General features: G+C 65.2%; 9 protein-coding genes. 5 read left to right on the top strand and 4 right to left on the bottom strand.

The features are described 5' to 3' along the window. Positions 1–45: 45 nt before the first annotated feature. Entirely contained in the window at positions 46–891 is an 846-nt protein-coding gene (locus K4043_RS07335) for a type 1 glutamine amidotransferase domain-containing protein (protein WP_265308765.1), read from the top strand. A 25-nt stretch (positions 892–916) separates the two neighbouring features. Continuing rightward, complete coding sequence (locus K4043_RS07330) at positions 917–1363, top strand: nuclear transport factor 2 family protein (RefSeq protein ID WP_265308764.1); 447 nt, start codon at positions 917–919, stop codon at positions 1361–1363. A gap of 76 nt (positions 1364–1439) precedes the next feature. Here K4043_RS07330 and K4043_RS07325 read toward each other — a convergent pair whose 3' ends face one another. After that, positions 1440–2474 (bottom strand): alpha/beta hydrolase, encoded by a 1035-nt coding sequence (locus K4043_RS07325; protein ID WP_265308763.1) that lies wholly within the window; start codon positions 2472–2474, stop codon positions 1440–1442. A gap of 165 nt (positions 2475–2639) precedes the next feature. Between K4043_RS07325 and K4043_RS07320 the strand changes: the two genes are divergently transcribed. Further along, positions 2640–3536: a LysR family transcriptional regulator gene (locus tag K4043_RS07320; RefSeq protein ID WP_123730014.1), complete on the top strand. Its 897-nt coding sequence runs from the start codon at positions 2640–2642 to the stop codon at positions 3534–3536. Here K4043_RS07320 and K4043_RS07315 read toward each other — a convergent pair. Both K4043_RS07315 and K4043_RS07310 read right to left on the bottom strand, forming a co-directional pair. After that, the gene (locus K4043_RS07315) at positions 3531–4865 is read right to left on the bottom strand and encodes an MFS transporter (protein ID WP_265308762.1); all 1335 of its coding nucleotides are present in this window, start codon (positions 4863–4865) and stop codon (positions 3531–3533) included. The genes K4043_RS07320 and K4043_RS07315 overlap by 6 nt on opposite strands. Positions 4866–4912: 47 nt before the next feature. Continuing rightward, positions 4913–5833, bottom strand: coding sequence for a LysR family transcriptional regulator (locus tag K4043_RS07310; protein WP_123730013.1), 921 nt, complete (start codon positions 5831–5833; stop codon positions 4913–4915). Positions 5834–5951: 118 nt separating this feature from the next. Between K4043_RS07310 and K4043_RS07305 the strand changes: the two genes are divergently transcribed. Both K4043_RS07305 and K4043_RS07300 read left to right on the top strand, forming a co-directional pair. Continuing rightward, on the top strand, positions 5952–6764 hold the full coding sequence (locus tag K4043_RS07305) for a carboxymuconolactone decarboxylase family protein (RefSeq protein ID WP_265308761.1): 813 nt from the start codon (positions 5952–5954) through the stop codon (positions 6762–6764). Positions 6765–6784: 20 nt separating this feature from the next. Further along, positions 6785–7516, top strand: a complete 732-nt coding sequence (locus K4043_RS07300; protein WP_265308759.1) for an antibiotic biosynthesis monooxygenase — start codon at positions 6785–6787, stop codon at positions 7514–7516. A gap of 31 nt (positions 7517–7547) precedes the next feature. Here K4043_RS07300 and K4043_RS07295 read toward each other — a convergent pair whose 3' ends face one another. After that, on the bottom strand, positions 7548–13370 hold the full coding sequence (locus K4043_RS07295; protein WP_265308758.1) for an autotransporter domain-containing protein: 5823 nt from the start codon (positions 13368–13370) through the stop codon (positions 7548–7550). Positions 13371–13509: the final 139 nt, after the last annotated feature.

Below are 13509 nucleotides of genomic sequence, written 5' to 3'. Positions count from 1 at the left end.
AAAGCGATTGGATAGGGTGCTGGCTCCTTCCTGCGAGTCAGCGCCATGCAGACGTTACGTACCATCGCCACCTTCGTATTGCTCCTGCTCAGCGTCTGGCTGGGCGGTACCTGCACCACCGACGCTGCGCCGCGGACCACCGTCCCCACGGCCGTGGGACAGCCCGCCGGCGGCCAGCAGAACCGCATCCTGTTCATCATCGCCAGCGCCACGGTGCATGGAACGTCCACGCTCCCGGCCAGCGTCAGTTTTGGCGAGGTGGTGCATGCCTGGGATGTCTTCCATGCCGCCGGCTATGCGGTGGACTTCGTGTCGCCCGACGGCGGCGCCGTACCGATTCTCGATGACTACGTCAGCGACGACGTGGCGCACCGTCTGGACGATGCCCGGATCATGCGCGGGCTGCGCGGCACCGTCACCCCGGCACAGATCGATCCCACGCAGTACCGGGCGGTGTACTACGTGGGCGGCAGCAATGCCATGTACGGGGTCGCCGAGAACGTGGCGCTGCAGCGCATTGCGATGCAGGTCTACGAGGGCAACGGCGGGGTGATCTCGGCTGTCTGCCACGGAACGGCCGGCATCGTGAATCTCCAGCTTGCCGGTGGCCAGTACCTGGTCTCGGGCAAGCGCATCAGCGGCTACCCGGAAGAGCATGAGCGGCAGGATGCGCCCTATTTCAACCAGTTCCCGTTCCTGATCCGCCAGACCGTCGTGTCCCGCGGCGGTGCCTTCCGGACGGTGGAAAGCGATGACCCGCATGTCGAAGTCGATGGCCGGCTGGTGACCGGGCAGAACTACGCCTCTGCCACGCCGGTGGCGCAGGCCGTGGTCGAGGCACTTCGCGCCCAAACGGCGCAAGCATCCAGCCCATCAGCAGCTCAACCCTGATCTCCCACACCCCTGAGGAAACACCATGAAAGTATCGATTCGATCCGTCGGCCTTGCCGCCAGCCTGTGCCTGCTGCTCCCCACCTCGGTCATGGCGCAGAACACCGATCGTGAGGCGGTGGACAAGGTCATGCAGACCTTCATGCGCGCCTACATCACCGCCGACAACACGTTGGCCAAGGACGTCTTCCGGGCAGACGGCGTGATGATCGGTTACTCCGAAGCCCGTGGCAGCGCGCTGCAGATGCGGACCGGGGAACAGTTCGCCGAGGGCTTCAACGGCAAGCCGGCGGCCAACGAGGCCCAACGCAAGCGCCGCTATGAAATCGTGGACATGGCCACCAACCTGGCGGCCGTCCGCGTAATGCTGGATTACCCAGGCTGGGACGGCGTGGACTACGTGGTTCTGCTCAAGACCGATGGCAAGTGGAAGATCATGAGCAAGTCCTGGACCGGCCAGATCAAGCCCTGAGCTGAACCTGGCAGACGGGACGCCATCGCTTCCGGGAGCTACCCGGAAGCGATGCGAGCCTGCATCCTGCCTGGGCTCAGTCGGCGCTCAGGTTGGCAACGAAGAACCGGGTGAGTTTGTCGAACGGAATCCGATCAACACGATCATAAAGATCCACATGTCCTGCACCCGGGACGAGATACAGCGCTTTGGGCTGCCCGGCCAGCGCGTAGGCCTTCTGGCTGAACTCCAGCGAGTGGGCCTCGCTGCCGGCGATGAACAGCATCGGGCGTGGCGAGATCGTCTCGATGTCATTGAATGGGTAGAAGTTCACGAAGCGGACTTCGCTGGTCAGCATGCGGTTCTGGGTGGTCTCCAGCGTGCGGCCCTTGGGAATGGCGATGCCACGCGGGGTCCGGTAGAACGCCCAGAACTCGCGGGTCACGGGATCGGCATCGGCGGGCAGTTGGATGGGAAGATAGTCGAGGAAGATTCCGTTGCCGGTGGTGAACTCGGTGTAGCGCTGCTCGGCCGCCTTGGCCAACATCGCCTTGCGCTGTTCCAGCGACACCGACTGGCCCAGACCGTTGCGCGTCACGTCGCCCATGTCATACATGCTGACCGTGGCAATGGCGCGCAGCCGCGGATCCATCTTGGCCGCGCTGATGGCGAAACTGCCGCTGCCACAGACGCCGAGCACGCCGATCCGCGTGCGGTCGATGAAGTCGCGGGTCCCCAGGTAATCCACTGCGGCACTGAAGGCTTCGCTGTACATCTCCGGGGCGACCAGATTGCGCGGCTCGCCGTCGCTCTCTCCCCAGAAGGGCAGATCGATCGCCAGGGTCACGAAGCCCTGCTCGGCCAGCTTCTGCGCATACAGCATGGAGCTCTGCTCTTTGACCGCCCCCATCGGGTGGCCGACGATCACCGCGGCCGACGCGGTGGCGTTCGATGCCGCCTTGGGCCGGACGAGATTCCCCACCACCTCCATGTGGTACTGGTTCTTGAAGGTCACCCGTTCAACGGTGACCGTGTCACTTTTGTAGAAATTGTCTGCACCGGTTGGCATGGTGGCTCCCAGGGTCGTGAAGGAACTGGCGGCCAGCGCCAGCAGCAGGGCAAGTCGTTTCATGAGAGGTACTCAGCGAGAAATGCGGGGCGTTGGTAGGCCGGACCCACGGTAGCCCTCCGCAACCACCGTGATTAGCCGGGGGAATGCGGAAGGCGTACTGAGCTCTGCTCACAAATCGCGGTGTTAATGTGGGCATCGCGCCCGACTCCTGATGCGGAATCAGCAATGGCTGTCCTGAAAACCAACGATCTGCAGGCGTTTCTGGCCGTCGCCAGGGAGCAGAGCTTCACCAAGGCCGCGGCACGGCTCGGGGTCTCTGCATCGGCGCTGAGCCACACCCTGAAACAGCTCGAAGCGCGCCTGGGCGTCCGGCTGCTGGCCCGGACCACGCGCAATGTCGCGCCCACCGAAGCGGGCGAGCGGCTGATGCGCTCGATCGGCCCGCATTTCGACGCCATCGGCGAGAGCGTGGATGCGCTCGGCGATCTCCGTGACCGCCCTGCCGGCACCCTTCGCATCACCTGCAGCGACGATGCCATCGAGATGGTGATCCGGCCCAGGCTGGCGACGTTCCTGGCCGCGTACCCGGACATCACGCTGGAGTTCTACGTGGACTACGGATTCACCAACGTGGTCGAGGAACGCTTCGACGCGGGCATCCGCCTGGGCGAGGCACTGAGCAACGACATGATCGCCGTCCGCATTGGTCCGGACTGGCGGCTGGTGGTGGTGGGCTCGCCTGCGTACTTCCAGCGCCATCCCAAACCCCGTACGCCGTACGAGATCACGGGGTTGCCCTGCGTCAACATCCGTCACCGGCCCGCAGGCAGCATCTATGCATGGGAGTTCGAAAAGGACGGCAAGGAATTCAGCGTCAAGGGAGAGGGGCAGCTGGTGTTCAACAGCATGTTCCATGTCATCAATGCCGCCGTGGATGGCATTGGACTGGCGTATGTGACCGAGGATCTTGCCGCGCCCTACCTCGCCAGCGGCCAGCTGGTGCAGGTGCTGGACGAGTGGTGTCCGCTGTTTTCCGGCTACCACCTCTACTACCCCAACCGCCGGCAGGGATCGCCTGCGTTTGCCGCCCTCATCAACGCGCTGCGCCATCCAGCACTATGACGTGCGGGTGCGCGCGGCAAGCGCAGCCAGCAGCGAACCGACAAGCAGCACCGCCGCGCTGACGATGAAGGTCGCGCGGTAGCCACTGCCGTCGAAAAGCAGCCCACCCACCGTGGAACCCAGCGCGATGGAGAGCTGCACGACCGCCACCATCAGTCCGCCACCGGCCTCGGCATCATCGGGCATGGACCGGGCCAGCCATGCCCACCAGGCGACCGGAGCAGCCGTCGCCACCAGGCCCCAGGCAGCGAGGAGCACGAAGGCCATGCTGATGGAGTGACCGAAGACGGTGAGCCCCACCGCGATGGCCGCCATGACCAATGGGATGATCATCAGCGGCAGGTACACGCTCTTCCTGATGCAGCTCCCGATAAGCACGGTGCCGACGAAGCCGGCCACCCCCAGCGCGAGCAGCAGCATCGACAGCGTGCCCACGCTGACCTGGGTCACCGTTTCAAGGAACGGGCGCAGGTAGGTGAACAGCATGAACTGACCGCTGAAGAACACCCCGACGGCGGCCATCCCGCGCAGCACGAGCGGGCGCCGCAGAACAGCGAAGATGCTGCCGGTCGCCTGGCGAGGCGCCGGCTTCAGTGCAGGAAGACTGATCCATTGCCACACCAGTGCGATCACGGCGATCGGCAACAGGCATAGAAAGGCGCCGCGCCAGCCGATGATGCCGCCGAGGTAGCTGCCCAACGGGGCTGCCACGACCGTCGCCAGCGCATTGCCACCATTGAAGACGGCGAGCGCCTTGGGCACGCTCGCGGCCGGCACCACCCGTATCGCGATCGCGGCCGACATCGACCAGAAGCCGCCGATGACCACACCGATCAGCGCGCGCCCGATCATGTAGACCGGATAGCTGGGGGCGAGGCTGACGATGACGCCGGAGATGCCCATCAGCACGGTGAGCAGCAGAAGCAGTGTCTTGCGGTCGAGGTCACCTGCGATGCGGGCGATGCACAGGCTGGTGATGACGGCGAAGGCACCGGAGATGGCAATCCCATAGCCGGCCCATCCTTCGGTAACACCGAGCGAGGTGGCGATGGGCGTCAACAGACTGACCGGCATGAATTCCGAGGCGACCAGGCAGAACACGCACAGGGTCATGGCGAAGATGCCGGCCCAGTGCGCCGGCGCGGCGGCAGCGCGATTCGCGTCGCTCTGCGCGGGGAGGGAGGTGGCGACAGGGGGCATGGGGAGCACTCTCTGGAACAGGAATGGCGTTGCCGCCCTGCACAGTGCGCAGGGACGAGACAGGGACGTGGCGTTGGGCAGCGCGGACGACGCGCGACAGAGCCCGGACGTGCTTTCAGTGGGCGCCATGGTGGCCCACGCAGCGGGGACTGATAAGCAGCCCCGGGGTTCATGGACTACTGAGGTTTTCTCAGCAGTGCGTCATCACCACACCATCGAAGCGCTTCGACCAGCAGCGCGAACGCCGGCGAGTTCTGGCGCCGGCTTGGGTAGTAGAGATGGAAACCGGGAAAGGGCGGGCACCAATCCTGCATCGCCCGCATCAGCCGCTTGTCCGCCAATGCATCGGCCACGATCAGGTCCGGCACGCAGGCCAGGCCGCGGCCCTCCAGTGCCGCCTGGACGATCAGGCGCACACTGCTCAACGTCAGCCGCCCCTCCACCTGCACGTTCACGCTGCGGCCGTCCTTTTCGAACTCCCACGCATACAGCCCACCCTGGGTCAGCAGTCGCATGTTGATGCAGTCATGCACGGTCAGGTCCTGGGGCGTACGCGGCACCCCGCACCGCTTGAAGTAGTCCGGGGCACCGACAACGGCCATCCTGAGCGGCGGCGTGACCGGGACCGCGATCATGCCCTTGGCCACCTGCTCGCCCAGGCGTATGCCCGCATCGAACCCCTCCGCGACGATGTCGGCCAGATTGGACTGGTCGGTGATCTCCACCCGGATGTCCGCGTAGGTATCCAGCAGAGGCTGCAGCTTGGGCCAGACCACCTGTTCGCTGGCCGGATCGCTGCTGTTGATGCGCAAGGTGCCGCTGGGCCGATCGCGCAGTTCACTCAGGTCGTCGATAGCGCTGTCGATGCTGGCGAAGTGCGGCCCGATCTGCGCCAGCAGCCGTTCACCGGCTTCGGTCGGTGTCACGCTGCGCGTAGTGCGGGTCAGCAAGCGGATCCCCAGCCGCTGCTCCAGCACCCGCACGGTATAGCTCAGCGCAGCCTGCGACACCCCCATCCGCGCGGCCGCGCGGGTGAAGCTGCGCTCCTGCGCCACCGCCATCAGGGCGCGCAGGTCGTTGTAGTGGTCGCGCCGCATGGTCGCCCATTGATAAGCCGTTTTTATAACTCTATTCGCGACCTGCAGGTTTATCCACATAAAACGGTGCGGCACCATGGGTGCGCCCCACGTTGGGCCATCCCCGCAGGAGCGCACGATGACCACCCCGCCTTTCCCCTCCTTCGCTGTCGCTGCCCGATCGCATCATCGGATGCACGGCCGACTCATCCACCGCGCCACCCTGCGGGCTGCCGCTGCGGCACTTCTGTTTGGCATGGCCCTGCCCCTGCTGGCGCAGCACCCGGCCCCCGCCCACACCACGGATATCCACATGAACACGCAGTCGGCTCTCTCCGCACGCCAACAGGCCATCCTGCCAATCGCCGCTTTCACGGCGGCCGGCGATCTTCACCGCCTCGAACCGGCCCTGCGCGCCGCGCTGGACGCCGGGCTGACGATCAATGAGATCAAGGAAATCCTGGGTCAGCTCTACGCCTATGCAGGCTTTCCGCGCGCATTGAATGCGCTGGGCACCTTCATGACGGTGGTGGAGGACCGCAAGGCACAGGGCGTCCACGATGCGCAGGGGAAGGCACCGACCGCGCTGCCCGCGCCGGACCAGATGCTGGCCGTAGGCACCGCCAACCAGACCCGGTTGTCGGGTCAGCCGGTCGCAGGCCCGTTGTTCGCGTTCTCCCCTCAAATCGACCGCTACCTCAAGGAACATCTGTTCGGCGCGATCTTTGCGCGCGACAACCTCGACTGGGGTGATCGCGAGCTCACCACCGTGGCCGCGCTGTCGGCCATGACAGGGACCGAGTCGCAGGCGCAGGCGCACATGCGCATCAGCCGGAACGTGGCGCTCAGCGAGGCGCAGCTGGAGCACGTCGTGGCGGTGCTGCGCGACGTGGTCAGTGCCGAGGCCGCCGATCGCGCGGACCAGGCGCGGCGCCACACGCTCGCAAATTGAACCTTGCACAGGAAATGGCCATGACCGGCTGGAAGGCACTGATGCTGACGTCACTAATACTGGGGAGCACCGAGGTCGGCGCGCAGCCCATCGTGCGTTTGTTCGAGCTGCATGCCGACCCTGGCCGACAGGAGGCGTTCGATGCTGCCGGCCGGCGCAACCTGGACGCCTCCCTGCAGACGGAGCCGGGTGTTCTGGCGATGCACGCCGTCACTGATCGCCAGCGGCCGGGCGTGGCGTACGTCTTCGAAATCTACGCGGATGCGGACGCGTTGAAGACGCATCTTGCGACCGCGCATTACGCCGATTTTCTGCGCGCCACGCAGCCGCTCGTTGCCGACAAGAAGCTGACGGAAACAACACCGGTGTTTCTTGCCGAAAAGCCGGACCGTCTCTCGGTCATGCAGCGCGGCAACACGCCGGAAGTCCGGATGGTCGATGTGACGGTCAAACCCGCAGATATACCGGCATTCACCCGGATCGTCACGGCGGAGATGCGCGAGTCCATGCGGATCGAACCGGGCGTCCTGGCGATGTATGCCGTTACACGGCGGGATCACCCGGAGCAGTGGATCTTCTTTGAGATCTACGCCGATGCGGCTGCGTATGACATGCACCGGCAAACGCCTCACTTCAAGGACTATCTGCAGCGGACTGCGGAGATGCTGGTGGACAAGGGGCACAGCGAGGTGAGCACCATCGCATTGAAGAGCCGTGGCGGGATGTTCTTCGATGCGACCGACATGCCCTGAAGCGGGCACGCTGTCATACGTGCCCGGAAACTCAATGGCCCGCCGGAAGGATCAACGCTCTCCGCGCACCCCCAGCCAGGGGATCGCCACAACGCGAGGTGGCGTCGCGATGACGCTGCTGCGCGCACTCACGCGCCCCCCTGCCATCGGCATCCACCTGCGACACTCCGCCGCCTTGCCCGCCAAACCGCACCTGCACGCCGATGCTGTTGCTGCGCAGGCTGTTGCGACCCTGCTCGTGACCGAGCAGCAGCGAGAACATCCAGCCGCTGTCCAGCTGCAGATCCACGCCAGCGCCGATCGACAAGGCATCATCGTTGTAGCTGCGCATCGCCAGGACGTAATCGCTCGCGTTCGGGCGCTGCACATAGTTCATCGTGGCTTCGCTGCGGTTCTCCAGCGCCTTGCGATACTCCACGTTCCAATGCGGACGCCAGCTGACGCGCTTGCCCTGGAAGGCATGGTTGCCCTCGATGCCCAGCGCGACACTGCTGTTGTCGATGTCCTGACGACCGTAGGTCAGATCGAACGCATCCAGACCATGCTCGCGATAGCCATCCAGTCTCGCGCGGTGCCCATCGTAGCGGCCATAGCTGGTCAGCGTGGTGCCGCCGGCACTGCGATGTTCGTAACCAAACGTAAGTGAGCCGAACCACTGGTCGCCCTGGCGTGAGCCATGCGCCGACGCGCCGACCAACTCATTCCAGCGATTGACATCGAAATCCAGCCGACCGCTGGCCAGCATGCCGTCGAAGAACACGTGCTGGCCCGCGCGCCACAGGCCGTAGACGGCCAGCGAGCGCTGGTCAGCATCGGTGCTGGACGGACTCTTGATGAAGTCGGTGTCCTGTCGCCCCCAGCTGCCTGCAAGTCCCAGCAGCACGTTCTCGCCGATGGCCCGATCCGCACCAACCGTGATTCCGCCGGTGTTGAAGTCGAATCCACCGCTGCCGCGCCCGGCCTTGCCGAAGGTCGCCGTACCGGCTGCCCATGCACCCCAGCCCTCGGGCAGGCGCGGAAGACCGTTGACCATGCTGTCGGCTGCTCTGTTCAGCGGTACCGAGATACCCGGCACACCAAGGCCGCCTGCGTAGGCCAGGGCGATGTTGAAGCTGGAGGCATTGCTGCCAACCCGCACTTGGCGCAGGCGGTCGCGGATGTTGCCCTGCTGCACCTGGGCAAAGCGGATGCTGGCATCGGCCTGCGCCTGCAAGGTGCCGACAACCTGCGCATCGGCGGTCGGATCAGGACGCGCCGCCACGACCAGCCGGACCTCGATCGACGCTGCTGCGTAACTGCCGCTTGCCGCCTGTGCAGCGGTCAGCACCGTACTGCCCTCACCCACTACGGTCACCCTGCGGCCATTGACCGTGGCGACGGCCATGTTGGAGCTGCTGAAGGTGAACGCGCCGGGGCTGGTGCTCTGCGGCAGGGCAAGCTCAAAGTCCGATTCGCCATACACCTTGCTCAGATCGTCCTGCCAGGTGATCACCGGGGTGGCCATGCTGATGTTCACCTCCAGCTGCAGCTGGGTTGCGGCGGCACGCAATGTGTCGCCGGCCTGATTGGCGGTCAGCACGCAGCGACCGGCGGATACCATCGTCACCGTGTCGCTCTGCACAGCGCACACCGAAGGGGTTGTGCTGGCAAACACAATGGGATTGCCGGAGTCACCGCCGGTGGCGGCGACACGGAAGCTGCCGCCCGCGCTGTAGACGGGATCGGCCGGCGTTGCGGTGAAGCCGGTGATGGTCTGTACGGCCGCCGCCACCACGAACCGGTAACTACGCTGACCACTGAAGCCATTGGCGTCGGTCACCTCCACGTCGAAATCGAAGGTACCGGCGGACGTAGCTTCACCGGAGATGTCCCCGGATTCGGCGAGCAACAGCCCTGGCGGCAGGCTGCCGGAACGCAGCGCAAAGCGGTAGGGTGCTGTCCCGCCACTGGCGGTCAGGCGCTGCCGATAGTCCTGCCCGCCATCGGCGGGCGGCAGCTGCGGCTGGTCCAGCATCAGGGTCGGCGCATCCACCACTAGGGTATAGCTGCGGCTCGCGGTGAACGGACCCGTGCCGGTGCTGCTGTCAGTCACCAACACCGTAAAGCTGAAGGAGCCTGCTCCGTTGGGGGTACCGAACAGCTCGCCGCCGGGCGACAACTGCACGCCGGCCGGCAACGCGCCACCGGAGACCGCATAAACGTACGGACCGGTACCGCCGCTGGCCGACAGGATGTGACGGTAGGCATTGCTGGCCGTGATGGACGCCAGCGAAGCAGGATCCAGCGACAGCGTCGGTGCGGACACCGTGATATCCACCGCAGCCGCTGCGGAGGTGGTGTAGGCATCGCTGGCGCGGTAGGTAAAGCTGTCCGGACCTGCATAGCCCACGGCCGGCACGTACTCGATATCCATGCCGTTGACCGTCGCCGTGCCATGGCTGGGGGCGCTCACCATGGCTACAGCGGTCGGTGTACCTGTGATCGGCAGCGTGATCGTAGTTGCCGCCGCACCGTAGGCAACGGTGGCCGTGGTAGGACCGGCAACCAGGGCCGGGGCCGGCGTGACTGCATTGGAGGCTGCTGAAGCCGAACCCGTACCGGCGCTGTTGGTGGCGGTCACGGTGAAGGTGTAAGTGACTCCCGGCGTCAGGCCGTTGAAGCTGAGCGGCGAGCCGCTCCCCGCGACGGTGGCACCGCCAGGCATCGCGGTGGCGGTGTATCCACTGACCGGCGCGCCTCCATCGTTGCCGGGTGCGGTGAATGTCACGCTTACCTGACCGGCGCCGATGACCGTCGCGGTGCCAATGCCCGGCGCGGCGGGGACAACTGCATTGACCGTAAACGTTCGGGTGACCTGAGCCGCCGGCAGATAGCTGCCATTGCCGGCCTGGTCGGCATGCAGGGTACAGGTACCTGCACCCACGAAGGTCAGCATGCCGCCGGTAGTGATCGTGCACACCCCGGTCGTGGACGAAGTGAACGTCGGGGTCAGTCCGGAATCCGCCGTGGCGGTAAAGGTCGGCGTTGTGCCGAAGTTCTGCGTTCCCGGGTTGTTGAACGTGATGAGCTGCGCGGCCTTGGGGGTTACCGCGCTGGAAGCCGTCGAGGACGGACCCGCGCCGGCGGCATTGTCTGCCGTGACCGTAAAGGTATACGCGACCCCGTTGGTCAACCCGGTAACCACCATTGGCGAGCTCACTCCATTCACAGGGGCGACATCGGCCGGACTGACGGTGACCGTGTAGCCGGTGATGCTGGCGCCGCCGGTGAACACAGGCGGCACGAACGCGATGCTGACCTGGGTATCACCGGCAGTGGCCGACGGAGCGGGAGGGGCGCCCGGCACAACCGGAGCGACAGTGAATGACTGACTTGCCTGGGGCGCAGCCAGATAGCTGCCATCGCCGCCCTGGTCGGCGTTGATGGTGCAGGTACCTGCGGAAAGGAACGTCAGCGCGCCGCCGGACGTGATCGTACACACTCCGGAGGTGGCGGATCCGAAGCTGATCGTATAGCCGGCACCAGCGCTGGAGGTGGCGGTCAGCGTCGGCGTGGTGCCGAAGTTCTGCGTGCCGGGGTTGTTGAAGGTGATGGTCTGCGGCGCTGCAGGCATCACACTGTTGGACGCCGCCGATGCGTCACCTGTACCGGCTGCATTGCTCGCGGTGACAGTGAAGGTGTACGCCACGCCGTTGGTCAAGCCGGTCAACGTGACTGGTGAACCGGCGCCGGTCGCAGTGACCCCGCCCGGGTTGGCTGCCACCGTGTAAACGGTGATGGGCTCCCCCCCCGTAAAGGACGGTGCGGCGAACGTGACCGTGGCCTGGGTGTTGCCGGCGGTGGCCGTGCCGATGGTCGGCGCACCTGGCACCACCGCATTGATGGTGAAGGTCTGCGTCACCGTGGTAGCCGCATTCCATGCGGGACTACCCGCCTGATCGGCGTCGATCGTGCACACGCCGGCACTGACGAAGGTCAGCGTGCCACCCGAGCTGATGGTGCACACCCCGCCAGTGGACGAACTGAACACAGGAACGAGTCCCGAGCTGGCCGTCGCCGAGAGCGCTGGCGACGTGCCCATGGTCTGAGTGCCCGGATTGGCGAACGTGATGGACTGGTTGCCCTTCGGCGTCACCGCGCTGGTCGCGCCGGAGGCTGCGCCAGTGCCGGTTGCGTTGATCGCCTTCACGTCGAACGTATAGGCGGTGCCGTTGGTGAGGCCTGAGACCACGATAGGTGACGTGGTGAATCCATTGCCACCTGCGGTGGCACCGCCTGGGCTCGCGGTCACCAGATAGCCGGTGATCGCCGAGCCACCATTATCGGCCGGCGCGGTGAAGGCCACGGATACCTGGGCATCGCCAGGCGTTGCTGCTCCGATGACCGGCGCGCCGGGAGCGGCAGGCATCGCCACGGTGTGGGTCACACCCGACAGGTAGGGCGCAACACCCGTGTTGCCCGCGGCATCGGCAATGTCCGTCGCACCATTGAGATTGACCTTGAGCGTCCCCGAACCCGCGATGCTGCCAACGTTGACGTTGACCGATGTCCCGGAACTCGCCGACACACTCACGATACTGCCACTGGCACTGCCCGTGCCGACGAGTGTGAAATCGTCCGTGGACACATTCGACACCGTCTCATCGAAGGTCACCGTGAATGCCATCGCCGCGTCGCTTGCGGCGGGGGATCCCATCGGCGCGATGCTGTTGACCGAAGGAATGCGATTGTCGACCGTCGCGTTGCTGGTATCGGCCGTGGTGGTGGTGTTGGCGGCGTTGTCCGTCGCGGTAAAGGTGACGTTGCGGTTGCTGACACCATTGATGGCGCCACCGACGATCGTATAGGTTGCCGTCCAGACGCCGCTGCTGTTGACGGCGGTGACAGCGCCGCCGCCACCGAACTGGCTGAAGTTCACGCTGACTGCGCTGATCGTATCGGTATTGTTATCCCCGCCCGCCGTGTTGTTCCAGACGGCAGTGACGGTGTCGCCGAGTTTGTAGGCACCACCAGTTCCCGACGCACCGCTGATGTTGATGTTTGCATTGGTCAACGTCGGGGCGATGGTATCCACCGTGGCATTGGTGGTGTCCGCACGGGTGGTGCTGCCACCGCTATTGGTCGCGGTCACGCTGACGTTGCGGTTGGCGGCGTCGATGACTCCGACCGTGAGGGTATAGGTCGCCGTCCAGATGCCGGCACTGTTGATGGCCGCGACGGCCGAACCACCCCCGAACTGGCTGAAGTCGACGGTCACCGCGCTCACGCCGGCATTGGTGTCGCCACTCGCACTGTTGTTCCAGGTCGCGGTGACGGTATCGCCGATCTTGTACGCGCCGCCGGTACCGGTCCCGCCACTGATGCTGATGCGTGCGTCGCTCACCGTGGGCGGCAACGGAGCTCCGCAGCTCACCGTGGCGGTGAACGTTCCACCGCCTCCTCCCGACCACAGATAGACGACATAGTCACTGGCGTCAGCCGGCACCACATGGGTGGCATTGAGATTCAACTCATTGTTCTGCGCCGCATACTGCTCACCTACGTCCGTGAGCTTGCCGTCATCATAGATCGCAAAACCACCGCCACCGCCATTGTTGGCATTGCTGGTATTTGTGCTTCCCGCTGAAGTGACGACATAGTGGAGCCGCTCCCCGGCAGCAACTGCATAGGGACCTTCGAAACGATCTACGGAAGGCGTGTTGATGGTGACTCCACCACCCCAGTAGGTTTGAATCGCCTGGCAGCCACTGGACAGCGCCGCCATCGCAGGCGCGGTTGCAGCAAGGCCGCAGAACGCTGCGGCGAACAGGGTGAGGCGACGCAGAGTGCGACGCTGTTGGGATTTGGGACACACACCAGCGGCCCGGCAGGCAGACACGATCAACGACACACGACACCCCTTGTTGCCTTGTAGTGCCTTTCCTGGAAAAGGCCGAAAACAGCACAACCGCCCCGGGAGTACCCCAAGATCGACTGCCCGCCTGGATAGTTGT

It is taken from the genome of Stenotrophomonas sp. SRS1 (genome assembly GCF_026130205.1).
GTDB lineage: Bacteria > Pseudomonadota > Gammaproteobacteria > Xanthomonadales > Xanthomonadaceae > Stenotrophomonas > Stenotrophomonas rhizophila_B.
The sequence above is the reverse complement of the archived record's forward strand: the minus strand, read 5'-3'. Positions and strand labels throughout refer to the sequence as shown.